At 73.2% G+C, this 15,219-nt stretch carries 16 protein-coding genes and 1 pseudogene; 7 read left to right on the forward strand and 10 right to left on the reverse strand.

What is annotated here, in order from left to right; all coding sequences use genetic code 11:
- Positions 1 to 77 precede the first annotated feature (77 nt).
- Positions 78 to 1,237, forward strand: a pseudogene (locus ACWC97_RS18555) (type ISP restriction/modification enzyme).
- An 11-nt stretch (positions 1,238 to 1,248) separates the two neighbouring features.
- Here the strand turns inward: ACWC97_RS18555 and ACWC97_RS18560 are convergent.
- Positions 1,249 to 1,956, reverse strand: coding sequence for a TetR/AcrR family transcriptional regulator (locus ACWC97_RS18560; protein ID WP_352279264.1), 708 nt, complete (start codon positions 1,954 to 1,956; stop codon positions 1,249 to 1,251).
- Between the two features lie 63 nt (positions 1,957 to 2,019).
- Between ACWC97_RS18560 and ACWC97_RS18565 the strand changes: the two genes are divergently transcribed.
- Together ACWC97_RS18565 and ACWC97_RS18570 are read left to right on the forward strand one after the other, a co-directional pair.
- Positions 2,020 to 2,997 (forward strand): ATP-binding cassette domain-containing protein, encoded by a 978-nt coding sequence (locus ACWC97_RS18565; RefSeq protein WP_450650309.1) that lies wholly within the window; start codon positions 2,020 to 2,022, stop codon positions 2,995 to 2,997.
- On the forward strand, positions 2,994 to 3,815 hold the full coding sequence (locus ACWC97_RS18570) for an ABC transporter permease (protein ID WP_450650311.1): 822 nt from the start codon (positions 2,994 to 2,996) through the stop codon (positions 3,813 to 3,815). Before ACWC97_RS18565 ends, ACWC97_RS18570 begins: the two co-directional genes overlap by 4 nt.
- 36 nt (positions 3,816 to 3,851) lie before the next feature.
- Here ACWC97_RS18570 and ACWC97_RS18575 read toward each other — a convergent pair whose 3' ends face one another.
- From ACWC97_RS18575 to ACWC97_RS18585, 3 genes are all read right to left on the reverse strand, one after another.
- Complete coding sequence (locus ACWC97_RS18575; protein ID WP_352279268.1) at positions 3,852 to 4,460, reverse strand: TetR/AcrR family transcriptional regulator; 609 nt, start codon at positions 4,458 to 4,460, stop codon at positions 3,852 to 3,854.
- A gap of 152 nt (positions 4,461 to 4,612) precedes the next feature.
- Positions 4,613 to 4,876 carry a hypothetical protein gene (locus tag ACWC97_RS18580; RefSeq protein ID WP_352279269.1) on the reverse strand — a complete coding sequence of 88 codons (264 nt, stop codon included), beginning with the start codon at positions 4,874 to 4,876 and terminating at the stop codon, positions 4,613 to 4,615.
- 252 nt (positions 4,877 to 5,128) lie between these two features.
- Positions 5,129 to 5,938, reverse strand: a complete 810-nt coding sequence (locus ACWC97_RS18585; protein WP_352279270.1) for an SGNH/GDSL hydrolase family protein — start codon at positions 5,936 to 5,938, stop codon at positions 5,129 to 5,131.
- 224 nt (positions 5,939 to 6,162) lie between these two features.
- Here ACWC97_RS18585 and ACWC97_RS18590 point away from each other — a divergent pair, with 224 nt between their 5' ends.
- Entirely contained in the window at positions 6,163 to 7,257 is a 1,095-nt protein-coding gene (locus tag ACWC97_RS18590; protein WP_352279272.1) for a DUF5925 domain-containing protein, read from the forward strand.
- 31 nt (positions 7,258 to 7,288) lie between these two features.
- Here the strand turns inward: ACWC97_RS18590 and ACWC97_RS18595 are convergent, their stop codons facing one another.
- Complete coding sequence (locus tag ACWC97_RS18595; RefSeq protein ID WP_352279274.1) at positions 7,289 to 7,666, reverse strand: GntR family transcriptional regulator; 378 nt, start codon at positions 7,664 to 7,666, stop codon at positions 7,289 to 7,291.
- An 81-nt stretch (positions 7,667 to 7,747) separates the two neighbouring features.
- On the opposite strand from ACWC97_RS18595, the gene ACWC97_RS18600 reads away from it, so the two are divergent.
- From ACWC97_RS18600 to ACWC97_RS18610, 3 genes are all read left to right on the forward strand, one after another.
- The gene (locus ACWC97_RS18600; RefSeq protein WP_450650315.1) at positions 7,748 to 8,668 is read left to right on the forward strand and encodes an N-acetyltransferase family protein; all 921 of its coding nucleotides are present in this window, start codon (positions 7,748 to 7,750) and stop codon (positions 8,666 to 8,668) included.
- Entirely contained in the window at positions 8,649 to 9,143 is a 495-nt protein-coding gene (locus ACWC97_RS18605; protein ID WP_352279277.1) for a DUF402 domain-containing protein, read from the forward strand. Before ACWC97_RS18600 ends, ACWC97_RS18605 begins: the two co-directional genes overlap by 20 nt.
- Positions 9,144 to 9,596: 453 nt before the next feature.
- On the forward strand, positions 9,597 to 11,033 hold the full coding sequence (locus tag ACWC97_RS18610; RefSeq protein WP_450650317.1) for an APC family permease: 1,437 nt from the start codon (positions 9,597 to 9,599) through the stop codon (positions 11,031 to 11,033).
- A 99-nt stretch (positions 11,034 to 11,132) separates the two neighbouring features.
- Here ACWC97_RS18610 and ACWC97_RS18615 read toward each other — a convergent pair whose 3' ends face one another.
- The 5 genes from ACWC97_RS18615 to ACWC97_RS18635 all read right to left on the reverse strand — a co-directional run bounded on the left by ACWC97_RS18615 (position 11,133) and on the right by ACWC97_RS18635 (position 14,986).
- The gene (locus ACWC97_RS18615; RefSeq protein ID WP_385210436.1) at positions 11,133 to 12,680 is read right to left on the reverse strand and encodes a trifunctional class I SAM-dependent methyltransferase/NUDIX hydrolase/VOC family protein; all 1,548 of its coding nucleotides are present in this window, start codon (positions 12,678 to 12,680) and stop codon (positions 11,133 to 11,135) included.
- 93 nt (positions 12,681 to 12,773) lie between these two features.
- A complete protein-coding gene (locus ACWC97_RS18620) occupies positions 12,774 to 13,664 on the reverse strand; it encodes an esterase/lipase family protein (RefSeq protein ID WP_352279282.1) in 891 nt (296 codons plus the stop codon).
- A gap of 244 nt (positions 13,665 to 13,908) precedes the next feature.
- Positions 13,909 to 14,340 (reverse strand): SHOCT-like domain-containing protein, encoded by a 432-nt coding sequence (locus tag ACWC97_RS18625; protein WP_392279262.1) that lies wholly within the window; start codon positions 14,338 to 14,340, stop codon positions 13,909 to 13,911.
- Between the two features lie 23 nt (positions 14,341 to 14,363).
- Positions 14,364 to 14,624: a hypothetical protein gene (locus tag ACWC97_RS18630; protein WP_385210430.1), complete on the reverse strand. Its 261-nt coding sequence runs from the start codon at positions 14,622 to 14,624 to the stop codon at positions 14,364 to 14,366.
- On the reverse strand, positions 14,621 to 14,986 hold the full coding sequence (locus ACWC97_RS18635; protein WP_352279286.1) for a DUF2089 domain-containing protein: 366 nt from the start codon (positions 14,984 to 14,986) through the stop codon (positions 14,621 to 14,623). Before ACWC97_RS18635 ends, ACWC97_RS18630 begins: the two co-directional genes overlap by 4 nt.
- Positions 14,987 to 15,219: the final 233 nt, after the last annotated feature.

Below are 15,219 nucleotides of genomic sequence, written 5' to 3' on the forward strand. Positions count from 1 at the left end.
ACGACGCGGTGGCAGCACGGCCGACGGGCGGCCCGGATGACGGCCGGGACGCGGGTGCCCCGCTCCTCGACGACCTCATGCCCTGGTCCGTACGGCCGCTGCGCACCGGCCGCCCCTGGGTGGTCGCCCCGGACGCCGACTGGCTCCGGGCGCGCTGGGAGCGGCTGACCGGGGCTCCGGCCGAGGAGCGTGAGCGGCTCTTCGGGGCGACCCGGGCCCGCACCACGCGTACGGCGGTGCCGGCGCTGCCCGGACAGGCCACCGGGACCGGCCGGTTCGCCCGCGAGGCGGGGCCCTGCCCCGAGCCGCTGCGCATCGCGCACGGGCCGTTCGACGAACAGTGGCTGCTCCCCGACCACCGGCTGATCGACGCCGCCCGCCCCGAGCTGTGGCGGGTCGCCGACGAACACCAGCTCTTCGCCGTGGAGCACGGGTACGTGCCCCAGGAGACCGGGCCCGCCCTCTCCGTGACGGCGCTGCTGCCGGACGGCCACTCCCCCGCGGGCCGGCCCGGCCGGATCCGGCCGCTGTTCCGGCGCCCCGGGGCGAGGAACCCAATCTGGCCCCCGGGCTGCTCGCCCTGTTGCGGGGCCGCCACGGGGCGGCGGTGACCCCCCGGTCGGTGCTGGCGTGGGTGCTGGCGGCGGCCCGTCCCTCGCCCGCCGGCTGCGTGGTGCCGCTGCCCGCCGACACCGCGCGCTGGACGGCCGGGGTGGAACTGGGCGAGGAGCTGCTCCGGCTCCAGCTGCGCGGGGCCCGGGGCGGGGAGCGTCCCCGGCTGCCCGGCGGGCGGCGGCCGTACGTCCGGGCGGCGGTGCCCCCGGTGCCGGACGCGATGGAGTACGACGCCGGAACCGAAACGCTCGGCCTGGGCACGGGGCGCATCGCACCGGTTCCGGCCGGGGCGTGGGAGTTCCGGGTGGGCGGGGTCCGGATGCTGGAACTCTGGTTCGGGCGCCGTTCGGCGGCCGGGGCCGAGGGTGCGGAGGGCCTGGCGGCGCTCCGGCCCGGGAGCTGGCCCCAGGCGTGGACCTCGGAGCTGCTGGAGCTGATCACCCTGCTCGCCCTGCTGGACGGGCTCCGGCCCCGGCAGGCGGCCCTCGCCGACGGCCCCCTCATCACCGCCGACGAGCTGCGGGCGGCCGGGGTCCTGCCCGTACCGGCCCCGGCCCGGCGGCCCGCGTCGGTCCTGGGCCACCGGGAGGAGGGCCCGGACGGGCAGTTCGCCCTGCTCTGAGGCCCGGGGTCTCAGCCGCCGAAGGAGTCCAGCACCCTGCGCAGCGCCCGCTCGAAGACCCCGTCCAGATCGATCGGCCCGGGGTCCTCGGCGAAGCCCGCCGCCATCCTCGGGTACTTCCCGGTCGCTATCTGGCTGATCAGATAGCCGGTGCGCACGGCCTGCTCCTGCTCCTCGGACCAGGGGAGCGAGCGGCTGCGTTCGGCCGTGGCGATCTCGTTGGCCACGTAGGTGGTGACCACGCCGTTGACCATGGCGATGAGCTCCATCTTCTCGCCGAACCGCGCGTCGACCCCGTCCAGGCAGCTGAGCGCGTACTCCAGGTACCGCAGCGCGTTGGGGCTGAAGCCGTACACCGGCGACATCAGCCGGGGCACCCAGGTGTGGCGGTGCATCATCGCGCGGGTCTGGTGGGCGAGCGCGACGAGATCGGCGCGCCAGTCACCGGTCGGTTCGGAGAACTCGTAGCCGGCGCTGACCGCGTCGAGCATCAGCTCGTACAGGTCCTCCTTGCGCGGCACGTAGTTGTAGAGCGACATCGTGCCGCAGCCCAGCTCGGCCGCGACCTTGCGCATGGAGACCGCGTCGAGCCCCTCCGCGTCGGCGATCCGGACGGCCGCCGCCGCGATGTCCGCCCTGCTGAACGCGGGTCTGGGGCCCCGGCCGGCGCGCTCGGGGCGCGCCCAGATCACTTCGGGTACAGCGGGTCGCCCCACCATCGATCATCACCTCGCCCCCCATCGTAGTTACGTACACCGTACGTAGTGCGCTACGGTGACCCCATGAAAACTACGTACGCTGTACTCAGTGAAGGTCTGGAGAAGAGGTACGGCGAGGTCCACGCCCTGCGCGGCCTGGATCTCGCGGTGGCCGAGGGCACCGTCTGCGGGGTGCTGGGGCCGAACGGCGCGGGGAAGACCACCGCAGTCCGGGTGCTCACGACGCTGACGGCGCCGGACGGCGGCAGCGCCCGGGTCGCGGGCCACGACGTGAGGCGCGAGGCGGCCGCCGTGCGCGCGGCGATCGGGGTCACCGGGCAGGACGCCTCGGTCGACGGCGAGCTGACCGGCCGGCAGAACCTGCGGCTCTTCGCGAAGCTGCAGCGACTGCGCGGCACGGCGGCCCGCACCCGCGCCGACGAGCTGCTGGAGCGCTTCGGGCTGATCGAGGCGGCCGACCGCCCGGCCCGGACCTACTCGGGCGGGATGCGCCGCCGGCTCGACCTGGCCGCCAGCCTGCTGACCACCCCCCGGGTGCTCTTCCTGGACGAGCCGACCACCGGCCTCGACCCGCACAGCCGCAACCGGATCTGGGCGGCGGTACGGGAGCTGGCCGACCGCGGCACCACCGTCCTGCTCACCACGCAGTATCTGGAGGAGGCGGACCGGCTGGCCGACGACATCGTGCTGATCGACCGGGGCCGGGCCGCCCACCGGGGCACCCCCGCCGAGCTGAAGGCCCGGATCGGCAGCTACGCCGAGGTGGTCGTCGCCGACGGCTCCGCCGTGGTCCCGGCGGCCGGGGTGCTCGACCAGCTCACCGGCTCCGCACCGGTGCTGGACCACGAGCACCGCACGGTGGGCGCCGTCACGACCGACACCACGCTCACCCTCCCCCGGCTCGTCCGGGAACTCGACGCGGCGGGGGTGCCGGTGGTCGACGTCGGCCTGCGCCCGCCGACGCTCGACGAGGTGTTCCTCCGCCTGACCGGCCGCGACGACGGCCGCCCCGCCCCCGCACCGAAGGAGACAGCGGCATGAACGGCACCGCGACGGTCCACGCCCCGCCCACCGCGACGAGCACCCCCGTCGCCGACGCCCTGGCCGTGCTGGGCCGCCATCTCCGGCGCATCAAGGCCGCCCCGGGCGTGATGATCCTGACCCAGACCATGCCGATCACGATGCTGCTCTTCTTCGGCTACGTCTTCGGCAGCGCGCTGGCCGTGCCCGGCCGGGAGTACCGCGCGTTCCTGGTGCCGGGCCTGCTGGCGGCGACGGCGGCCAACGGCCTGATGGTCGGCATGTTCCAGTCGTCGCAGGACTGCCACCGCGGGGTGATGGACCGGTTCCGCACGCTGCCGATGAGCCGGGCCGCCGTGCCGTTCGGCCAGGCCGCCGCCGACCTGCTGACCACAGCCGTCGGCATGGTGCCGCTGATCCTGGTCGGGCTCGCGGTCGGCTGGCGGATCGAGGGCGGACCGCTCGCCGTCCTGGGCGGCTTCGCGCTGCTGCTGCTCTTCCGGTTCGCCATGGCGTGGCTGGGCTGCTGGCTCGGCCTGCTGATCCGCAACGAGGAGATCGCCGGACAGTTGGGCAGCGCCACCTTCGTGCTGCCGCTGCTGTCGAGCGCGTACATCCCGACCGGGAACCTGCCGGGCTGGCTGCGGACGGTCGCGGAGTGGAACCCGATCAGCGCCATGGCGTCGGCCGCCCGCGACCTGTTCGGCGGCGCCGCTCCCGAGGCCGGTGCCGCCTGGCCGGTCGCCCATCCGGTGGCCGGGACGCTGGCCTGGTCGGCGGTGCTGCTCGCGGTGTTCGTCCCGCTGGCCGTACGGAGTTGTGCCCGCGGCGCGAAGTGACCGCCCGCCCGGCCCGGGGATCCCCGGTCGCCCGGTTCAGCCGGGCAGCGCGCAGGGCCGGTCCAGGTCGCCGAGCAGCCTGACGAAGCCCGACTCCAGGAACTCCGCGAGCCGCGCCGCCGCGTCCGGGTCCTCGCGCGGCCAGCTGATCACGGCCTCCTCCGCGAACGCCGTCCAGGCGCGGGCGGCGACGGCCAGCCGCGGCGAGTCGGGCAGGCCGAGCCGACGCCGCCCCTCCGCCACCCGCCGGGCGAGGGCGGCCCTGGCCCCGTCGACGATGTCCTCCACCGCGGGGTGGCCGCCCGCGGCGCCCCGCACCAGGGCGAGGTGGACCCGGCGGTGCTCCAGCACGTACCGCACGAAGCCGGCGATGAACGCCCGGAGCCAGGCGACCGGTCCGAGCGAGGGATCCGGTTCCGTGGCGGCGACGAACGCGTCGCACTCCCGCTGCACCACGGCGCGGTAGAAGTCGCGCTTGGAGTCGAAGTAGTGGAAGAGCAGCCCGCGCGAGATGCCCGCCCGCCGCGCCACCTCGTCCGTGGAGAGCTCGTCCAGCGTCAGCTCGGCGAGCATGTCCCGGCCGATGGCGACCAACTGGGCCCGCCGTTCACCGGGGCTCAGCCGCCCGCCTCGCTTTTCGGACATACACACAGTCTAGGAGCGCTTCGGTTGCGCCGTACCGCGCCCCCGAACACAGCGAAACGCTGCCGTGCGCCCCGGGGATGACGGGAGGGCGGACGGCAGCGCGGCGCCGGGGTCGGTGGACCACCGGCAGACGGGCGTGACGGGACGTCGGGTCAGTGGCGGCTGCCGAAGAGCGAACGCCGCAGCCGCCGCAGCGGCGCGAAGAGCGAGACCCGCGCGCTCTTGCTCCGGTGGTGGTGGGCGGCGTCGCGCGAGGTGAGCTCGCGCATCAGCAACGTCGCCTCCGCGGCCTCCCGCTGCGGCACGGCGGGGCCGCCGAGCACCGCGAGATGGCGGTCGAGGCGCGAACTCGTCGCACCGCTCCCGCAGGTGATGGCAGGCACACGCGGCCTGCTCCGCATCGCTATCTGTTCCATGTCACTCCCCACCCGTACGAGGGCACCCGACCCGGGCAGGTTAACCCTATCGTCCCGCGCCGACACCTGCGCATCCCGGTGGCGGGATTACGCACACGCATACGGAGGTTGACCCCGTTCAGGGATCCATCCGATTTCCGGGCGGTCCGGACGGAACGGAAACGGATGACACCATTCCGGCCGCCCGTCCACACCTGTTCGGAGCGACGGACAAGGGCCCGCGACCCACGGGGCCCTCATCCGTCGGGCGGATCAGGCAGCCGACTTGAAGGCGGGCAGATAGCCGCTGGCCTGGCCGGTGGCGGTGGGGTGGTAGGACTCGCCGATGTTCAGCCAGTTGACGCTGTGCAGCCAGGCACTCCCGGAGCAGATCTCGTGGCCGCTGAACTTCCCCGCGACGTCGACGAAGGTGAAGCCGTAGTTGGCGGCGCGCTTGGCGGTGGCCGCGTTGAGGTAGTCCGACGCCGAGTTGATCGCGGTGCGCACCTTGTCGCTCAGGCCGACGACGCAGCTGCCGCCGATCTGGTAGAAGCGCGGGTAGCCGAGGACGACGACCCGGGCGGACGGCGCCTTGGCGCGGATCGCCGAGTACACCGAGTCGAGGTTGCCGGGCAGGGTGGTGTCGACGAAGCTGCGGGCGGTGTTGACCCGGCTGAGACAGGTGGCCTCGGACTGGAGCACACAGGTCGTCATGACGTCCGCGAAGCCCGCGTCGTTGCCCCCGATGGAGATCGACACCAGATCGGTCGCGGAGCTGAGCGGGCCGAGCTGACCGGATTTCACATCGCCGGTCCGGGCACCGGAACAGGCGACGAAGGAGAACGAGGCGGGCGCGTTGGCCGCGGCCCAGAGGGCGGGGTACGCCTTGCTGCTGCGCTTGCAGCTGCCGCTGGCACTGTCGTAGCTGCCCGAGCCGACACCGGAGGAGTACGAGTCGCCGAGGGCGACGTAGTCGACGCCCTGGACGGACGTCGCGGCACTCGCGGTGGCGGCGCCGGTCAGCGCGAGCACGGCGCCGAGCAGCAGCGAGGACGAGAACGCCGCGAGTCTGGACAGCTTCATGGGACCTCCCAGGGACCGACCGGGAGACGTCCGCCCGGTCTACACGAGTACGTGGTAGCAGCCCCGTCCCCCTCACCGGAAGTGTGCATGCCAAGTTCGTTCCATCAATTCACATGCGCCGGGCGGCTCTTCGGACCCGTATGTGCTCCTCGCGCGCCGTCGGCCGGGAGGAAACGGCACGAAACCCTGGTGCGCCGGACCCCCCGGTGGCCGATCATGGGGCCATGTCCGCCAACCCCGAGTCCGCGCTGCCGATCCGGCTCACCGTCGACGACAGCGATTCCCCGTTGGACGTGGTCGACGCGCTGTTCCTCGGCCGCTTCGCCAACGGCGAGCAGCCGCACTCGCACAACACCACCCTGGAGCGCGTCAGGAAGGGCGCGAGCCTGCTGCCCCCGGACGCCTCGGTGCTCCGCACCGCCCGCGACGACGACCGCAGTGCCACGCTCGCCGAGGGCGACGGCTGGACCCTGCTCGTCTCGCGGTGGAACCGGGGCGCCGACGTCACGGTCACCGCCACCACCCCCGAGCTGGCCCGGAAGATCCTCGACCAGGCCACCGACAAGGCCGTGGACGAGCCCGAACCGCAGCCCGAGAGCGTGACGATGGGCTTCTGGTACGTCTCCCCGCGCCGCGGCCCGCACCGCACCACCCGGCAGATCAACGCCGGCACCTGGGACGAGGTCCGGGGCAACTACACGGCGCCGGTGGCCACCGCCATGGACCGGCTGATGAAGGTCACCCCGGACGACATCTCGGGCCGGCTGCTCCTGCTGCACGGGCCGCCGGGCACCGGCAAGACCTCCGCCCTGCGCACGCTGGCCCGCTCCTGGCAGGACTGGTGCCAGGTCGACTGCGTACTCGATCCGGAGCGGCTCTTCAACGACGTCGGCTACTTGATGGACATCGCGATCGGCGAGGACGACGGCACGGCCAAGGGCCGCTGGCGACTGCTCCTCCTGGAGGACTGCGACGAGCTGATCCGCGGCGAGGCCAAGCACGCCGCGGGCCAGGCCCTGTCCCGGCTGCTGAACCTCACCGACGGGCTGCTCGGTCAGGGCCGCAACGTCCTGGTGGGCGTCACCACCAACGAGGACCTGGAGCGGCTCCACCCGGCCGTGGTCCGGCCCGGCCGCTGCCTCGCCAGGATCGAGGTGGGCCGGCTGACCCGCGAGGAGGCGGTGGGCTGGCTGGGCGCGGAGGACGAGATCGGCCGCGAGGGCGCGACGCTGGCCGAGCTGTACGCGCTACGGCGCGGCGGCGGCCCCGCCTCGGTGCCCCGGCAGGACTCCGGGGCCGACGCGGGCCTGTACCTCTGAGCACCCCGGAGCGCGCCCGGCACGCCCAGGCTCACTCCGGTTCGTACGCCGCCCGCAGCGCGTCCCGGGCCAGGGACAGCGCCTCCTCGTGGGCGAGGCCGAGCCGCCGCGCCTGTTCCGCGTAGGCCCGGGCGGCGGAGGCCGCGTGGCGGTCCGCCGCGTCGCCGGCGGCGGCGACGAAGGTGCCGTTGCGGCCCCGGGTCTCGATCACCCCGTCGGCCTCCAGGGCACGGTACGCCTTGGCGACGGTGTTGGCGGCGAGGCCCAGCTCCTCGGCGAAGCCGCGTACCGTCGGCAGTCTGAAGCCGACGGGCAGCTCGCCGGAGCGGGCCAGTTCGGAGATCCGCGTGCGCAGTTGCTCGTACGGGGCGATACCGGCGTCGGGGTCGAGAACGATCTTCAGGGTCACCTCCTGATTGTCCCTCACCTCTGCCCCGCCACCGGAAAAATTCGAGGGCGCCGATGGATTCCTCCCCGTACCGTCCGGCGCATGACTGTCATCGTTCGCGATTTTCTCCCCACCGACGCGGAGGACTGGGTACGGGTCCGGCGGGCCGCTCTCCCCTTCATCGTGACGACGCCCGAGCGCGTCGCCTTCGACCTGGCCTCGGCCCACCCGGACAAGCGCTACCGGCTGCTGGTAGCGGAGGAGGACGGGGAGGTGATAGGGACGGCGCAGACCGGCCTCGCCCACGACAGCCCCGAACCCGGCCAGGGATTCTGCAACACGTACACGCACCCGGAACGCACCGGGCGCGGCGCGGGCGGGCTGCTGCTGCGCACCGCCGAGGAGCATCTGGCCCGGGAGGGCGCGGTCTCGGTCCACGCCTGGGTGCTCGACACCCCCTCGGACCGGGCCTTCGCCGAGAAGCGCGGCTACACGCCGAGCCGTCCGGCCCACTTCCTCCACCTCGACCTGGCGGGCGGTCCGCTGCCGCCCCGCCAGGAGGTCCCGGCCGGGGTCGAGCTGCGGACCGCCGCGGACTTCGCGGACGACCCCCGTCCGCTCTTCGAGGCGGACGCCGAGACCACGGCCGACGAACCGTCCGACACCCCGGCCGAGCTGTCGGACTACGAGGACTGGCTGAACCACACCTGGCGCAGCCCGGGACTCGACCACGGGCTGACCTCGGTGGCGGTGGTGGACGGCGAGGTGGTGGCGTTCAGCGCCGCCGAGACCGACGGGCAGACCCGGTACATGTCGGGGATGACCGGCACCCGCCGGGCCCACCGCGGCCGGGGCCTGGCCAAGCTCGTCAAGAACGACTCGCTGCACCGGGCGCGCGCCGCCGGCTACACGGACGCGTACACCGGGAACGACGCGGGCAACGGCCCGATGCTGGCGATCAACCGCTGGTTCGGCTACCGGATCTGCGCGACGGAGGTGCGCCATGTCCGCAGGCTCGGCTGAGGCCGCGCTGGTCGTCGCCCTGGTGAAGGCCGGCCGGACCAAGATCAGGTATCCGGCGGAGCCGGTCCGCGACGACGGTACCCGGATCACGGTGCGCGCGCCGTGGGCGGCGCCGGGGGTGCGGGACTTCGGCTTCGTCCGCTTCGAGCCGGGTGACGTGTTCACCGAGCACTACTGGCGGGACCGCTGGTTCGCGGTGAAGGAGGTCCGCACGGGCGCGGGCGTGCTCAAGGGCTGGTACTGCGACATCACCCGCCCCGCGGTGCTGCGGGACGGGGAGCTGCGGGTGGAGGACCTGGACCTCGACCTGTGGGTGTCGGCCGACGGCTCGTCCGTCCTGCGACTGGACGAGGACGAGTTCACCGAGAGCGGGTTGGCCGGGCACGATCCGGCGGCGGCCGACGCCGCGGTCTCCGCGCTGGACGAACTGGAGCGCCTGGCCCGCGCCGGGAAGCTCGCGGCGCTGCTGGCCTGAGAACGCGGCACGGGTCGCCTTCCGGAGCCGGTCCGGGCCGGTCGATGCCCTCGAGCCCCTAGGGCTCCTCGGGCCCCATGAGCCGGGGCCGTGCCGCCCCGCCCGCCGTCCGGCGCGGGAGGCGATCCGTACCCGGTAGCCGCCGCCATCAGAACGCCACCTCCGCCCCGAAGTCAACATCGTTGACGTAACTCTTCACCTTCCCCGGGTCCCTCGCGCGTACCCCTCCGCCCTCTTACGACAACACCATTGACGTGTAACGGGGACGGGAGTTTCATGACGTGCCGGCCGGGCTCTCCGGCCACCTCTCCCCCCGGGCTCCATCCCCCGGGCCCGTCACCGGGCCCGGCCTTCCGTGAGCCCTCCTCCCGAGCAAGGCGACGTTCATTGGCGGCATCAGTGAAGAACGCGAGAATCACGCCAGACCCTGGCGACCAGGCCTCCCGGGCGGCCATGCGCCAGTCCATCGGCGTCGTGGACGGCATCGTCCTCGCCGCGTCGAGCACCGCGGCCACCAGCAGCATCGGAATCGGCCTCGGTCTGATGGCGGCCATCGTCGGCCTCCATCTCCCGGCCATCATGCTGCTCGCCTTCCTGCCCGTGCTCGGCATCGCGGGCGGCTACGGCCGGCTCAACCGCGTCGAGCCGAGCGCGGGCAGCAGCTACCAGTGGGTCGGCCGCGTCCTCAGCCCCTGGTTGGGCTTCCTGGTCGGCTGGGTCAACGTCGTCGGCACCATCGTGTTCATGGCCTACACGACCACGGTCACCGGCTCGGCGGTCATCCAACTGCTGGGCCAGGCCGGGCTCCACCGCGTCGCCGGACTGGACCTCGACGCGAACTCCACCTTCCAGTCCACCCTGCTCGGCATGGCCGTCCTGATCGCCGCCGCGCTGGTGGCCGTCCGCGGGCTGGACCTCGCGGCGCGGCTCCAGAAGTACCTGCTGGTCTTCGAGTACGGGGTGCTGCTCGCCTTCTGCGGCTACGGGCTGTTCGCCGGTGACCAGCCCTTCTCCTTGCAGTGGTTCAACCCCTTCGACATCCCCTCGGCGGCGGCCCTCGCCCAGGGGATGGTGCTCGCGGTCTTCTGCTACTGGGGCTTCGAGTCGGTCTTCAGCGTCGGCGAGGAGGTAGGCGACCCGAGGGACGCCTCGCGCGGCGGGTTCATCGCGCTCACCGTCATGCTGCTCCTCTTCCTGCTCGCCGGCACCGCCTTCCAGCGCGTCCTGCCGCTGGACGAACTGGCCGACAACGGCGCGCAGGGGCTGGCCTACTTCGGTACGAAGCTCGCCGAACAGCCGCTGGCCGCCCTCCCGCTCATCGCCCTGATGTTCTCCGCCGTGGCGTCGCTCCAGGCGTCGGTCATCCCGACCGCCCGGGGGATGTACGCGATGGGCCGCGACGGTGTGCTCGGCCCCGTCTGGACCCGGCTGCACCCCAGGCACGGCACACCAGCCGCCGGCACCCTGCTGATCACCGCGATCGCCCTGGCCCTCGCCGCGCTGGCGCTGATCATCCCCACCGTCAACGACCTGATCTTCGCCTCGGTCAACGCGATCGGCATCGTCGTCGCCCTGTACTACGCCCTCACCGCCACGGCCGCCGCGGTGCGCTTCCGCCATCTGCTGCGCTCCGCACCGCTGGAGGCCCTGCGCGCCGTCGTCGGTCCGGTGCTGGGCGCGCTCGCGCTGCTCGCCACCGGCGGCTACCTCGCCTGGACCTTCTACCGGTCCACCGACCACTTCGAGGTCTCCGCCGACAACGGCTGGTTCGCCCTGCTCGTCCCGGTCCTGATGATCGGCTCCGGGCTGGTGGCGGCCGCGTGGGCCCGCCGACACCACCGGTCGCCGTACTTCACGGCCGGCCGTACCCCCGCCGCGGGCGACGGCTGACCGGCCTCGCCCACCCCTCGGCGCCGAGACCCCGTCCGGTCCCAACCCCGTCCGGTTCCGGCGCCCTTCAGTCCCGGCGTCGTTCAGTCCCTGCGCCGTTCAGTCCCTGCGCCGGGCCCAGGCGTCGGCGTACGGTGCCGGTTCCTCGGGGGCCGGGCGGGGGCTGCGGGCCCCGGCGACCAGTTCGACCTCGTACCCCGCGGCGTCCTCCAGGTAGGCGGCGGTGTGCTCCTCGCCGCCCGCGTGCGGGTAGCGGTCGGCGAAGAGCGGCCGCCAGCCGTGCTCCGGGGCCCCGGCCACCAGGGCGTCGAGGGCGGCCCGGTCCCGGACGTGGAAGGCGAGGTGGTTGAGGCCGGGACGGTGGCGGTCGTACGGGCCGGGCACCAGGTCGGGCGACCGCTCGACCACCACATAGCTCTCGCCGCGCCGCCAGCTCCGCCCGTTCTCCCAGTGCTGGTACGGGACATGGCCCAGCTCGCCGAGGAGCCAGCCCCAGCTCCGTACGGCCGCCGCCAGATCGGGCACCCACAGCTCGATGTGGTGCACCGCGCCACTGCCCGCGCCGCCGGCCGGCAGCGGAACGGCCCGGCGGACGCCGTCCGGCCGGTACGCCACGGGGTCGCCGTCCTCGTGCCAGTGGATCAGGAAGTGCTCGCCCGCCCGGTAGCCGTCGAGCCCCGCCCGGCAGTAGGCGACCATGTCGTCCGGGAGGGCGTGCAGCGGGAACCAGCCCAGCTCGGAGCACTTGTCCGGCTCACGGTTGTCCGGCGGGCGGGCGGGGTCGTACTCCGCCTCGAAGAACCAGCCGGTGCGGGGCGCGCCGCCGGGCCCCCGGTGCTGCATGACCAGGGCGACCCGCAGCTCCTCGGGCCCCAGCTCCACCCCGATCTCCTCGGCGGCCTCGCGGATCATCGCCTCGCGGACGTCCTCGCCGTCCTCGACGTGCCCGGACGGGGCGTGGAGCAGCCCGTCCGCGTATCCCGTGCCGGCGCGGCGGGCGAGCAGCACCTCGGGGCCCCGGCGCAGGATCAGATGGACGTCGACGACCTCGGTGTGCCGGTGCGGCGGCTGGGCGCGGGCCACCAGGGCGTACCGCTCGTCGTCGACCCGCTTGCCCCACAGGTGCGGGTCGTCGGAGAGCGGCTCGTGGTGGACGCGTTCGGTGCAGGACGCGAGGAGCCCGGTCAGCCGCTCGGCGGAGAGGCCGACCCCGCCCCAGACGCCTTCGATCAGGATCAGCCGGCCGCCGGGCCGCAGCAGGGCGAACCAGTGCCGCAGCACCGCCTCCGGGTCGGGCAGCAGCCACATCACATGTCTGACCATGATCACGTCGAACCGCTGGCCGCCCACGGGCGGGCGGGCCGCGTCGCCGACGTGCACCTCGGTGTCCGTGCCGGCGAGCTTGGCCCGCGCCAGCTCGGCCATGCGCGGGGAGCGGTCGACGGCGGTGACCCGGTGGCCCTGGTCCGTGGCGAGCAGGGCCAGACTGCCGGTCCCGCAGCCCAGGTCGAGGATGTCGGAGCGGCCGCCGGGCAGCCAGCTCTCCAGCCGCCGCGCCCAGGCGTCCCGGACCACCGGGTCGAGCAGCCCGTGGTCGGGTTCCTCGTCGAAGGAGTCGGCCGCGGAGTCCCAGTCGATGGTCGTCATGCGTCGATCGTGCCAGTCACCCCCGCCTGCCGCGCCCTCCGATGCGGCGCACGCCGGTGCGGGGAAGCCCGTTCCCCCGCACCGGAGTTGCCGTCATCCGACGGCGGAGGCGCAGGTGGTGGGGGTGGCGTGCGCCGGATCGAGGGCGTTGGCGACTTCGTGGTACGCGATCCGGTCGACGGTGCCGATCGCCACGTGCTCGGAGAGGTCGACCGGGCAGAGGTCCTGGAGCAGGACGTTGCGCACGTCGGGTCCGTCCAGGAACTGGCTGCGGTACGGGGTCACGACCTCGTCGTACCGGGTCGCGATGACGGTGTAGCGCACCCCCGGCACGGTGTCCGGGAGGGAGTTGAGCTTCTTGATGAACGGGGAGCCCGCCACCTGGTCGGCGAGACCGGGGGTGTTGGCGTTCAGCAGGTCCTCGGCCCCGGGGAAGTACGGGAGCAGCTTCGTCAGGCCGAGCAGGGTGGTGCCGTGGTTGTCGGGGGCGATCCCGACCATGGCGTTGACCTTGGCGGCGCCGCCGAGGAACTTCAGGTAGTAGTTCGGCATCATGCCGCCCTGCGAGTGGCCCACCAGGTCCGCCTTGGCCGCGCCGGTGGAGGCGAGCACCTTGTCGACGAAGACGGCGAGCTGTCCGGCCGACTTGTCGACCGGGCCGAGGCCGTTGAAGACCGGTACACCGGGCAGTTGTCCGTAGTCCAGCGAGAAGACGCAGTAGCCCCGGTTCACGAGATAGGGGGCGAGGACCAGCCAGTTGTCGACCGAGTTCCCGAAGGTGCCGTGGACGAGGACGACGGGGCGCGGGTGGGCCGCGGAGGGCTTGCAGGAGTAGTCGTTCCAGCCGCGCGAGGGGGCCGTGGCGGTGGGGGTGGCCGCGGCGGCAGCGGCGGTGGGGGTGGCGACAGCGGCGACGGCGAGGAGCAGTGCGGCGAGGGTCCTTCGCGTACGTGGGGTGCGCGGCGCACGTTTCCGGGGCAGCATCGTGTGGTCTCCTTGCGGCTTTGGGGAGGTTGCGATGTCTGTACGCCCTGCGGCCCGGACCACAAGATCTGACGCTGGTTCCGTGGTGCTTCCGAGCCAAATTACGCGCGGGTAGGGTGGCGTGGGAAGTTACGCGTCGGTAAAAAATGCGGGCCGCGCGGAGCCCGTCCGTACGGCGTACCAACCGCCCCGGGACCGACCGCACGGGCCGTTCCGTCGGCTCCGGGGGCGGTACGGCCGCACGTCACTCGCAGAAGATTCGCACCTTCGCCTCGGGGTCCTCGACGTCGACGCTGACCTCGTCGAGCTGGTCGACGAGCTCCTCCAGATCCTTCGGCTTGAGCTCTGCGAGATCGATCGGCACACCGGACCTGCGCAGTTCCTCGTTGGCCCGGGCGACCGCCCTCGGCGGGAGCAGGCTCGTGAGCCGGACCCCGGCGCGCAGCAGTTGGAGCGGCACCCGTATGTCGACCCGGCTCGGCCCCTCCCCGGCGGTGTCCGCCGCGTCCACCACCATCACGCGCAGGTACCTGCGCCGGTTCCCCTGCCGGGAGGCGGTCTCCTGGCGCTCCCGGGGCAGGTCCCGTTCGAGGGCGTCGATCAGCCGCTCGGCCTCGTCCGCGGTGATCTTTCCGTCGGCCAGCATCCGCAGGACCTGGCGGCGTTGCTCGTCCATGACTACCCCTTCGTTCTTCCGTGTCATCTGATGGTCACCAGCAGGGCCGCGCGGCCCTGTTCGATCTCGAACCGGGTGCCGGGGAGCGCCCACAGCAGCCGCCCGGCGCCGAGCAGCGCCCCCACCGGGCTCACCCGGAGGACGAGGCAGCCGACCAGCGCGGCCACCGCGGCGAGCAGGAGCAGGGGCGCCAGCAGCAGCACCACCGGCAGGACGGGTACGTACAGTCGTCGGCGGCGGCCGTCGGAGCGGCGCAGACCCACCGTCACCAGCTGCGGGATCACCGGGACCGCTCCAACTCGTCCAGCGCCTCCCGGGCGCTGATCTCCCCGCGCTGCAGCCGGTCGACGACCTCGGCGGCACCGGTGGGTGCCGGGTCGGTGTCGACGAAGTCGAGCTGCCCGGCGATCCGGTTCAGCCGGGACTTGACCGTCGGATAGCTGACTCCGAAGATCCGCTCCATCTCCTTGATCGAACCGTGCGCCCGGACGAACGCGGCGACGAACACCTGGTCGTCGACGCCGAGCCGGGCCAGCTGGGGCGGCTCGAAGTCCCCCTCGATCGCGACGCCGTTGTCGGCGAGACGGACCCGCTCGACCACGAAGGGCCGACCCTGCGTCAGGTCCGTCAGCTCCTGCCAGTCCATCCCCGACTCCCTCACTCCTCCGCGCCACACCGACCACTCATTCTTACCTTGAGTTTTCTTATGTGGCAACGATGAAAACTTGATTTCATCAATCTTCATCTGAATTTTTCTCGCCGAAGGCGACTGTCGCACGGGCCCCGGAGGGATCCGTGCGGGGCCGCCCCGTACCCGGACCGACGGGGCGCTCAGCCGTTCGGCCCCGCCCCGCCTGCACGATCGGACGGCACCCTCCA

This window comes from Streptomyces sp. NPDC001108 (genome assembly GCF_053598535.1).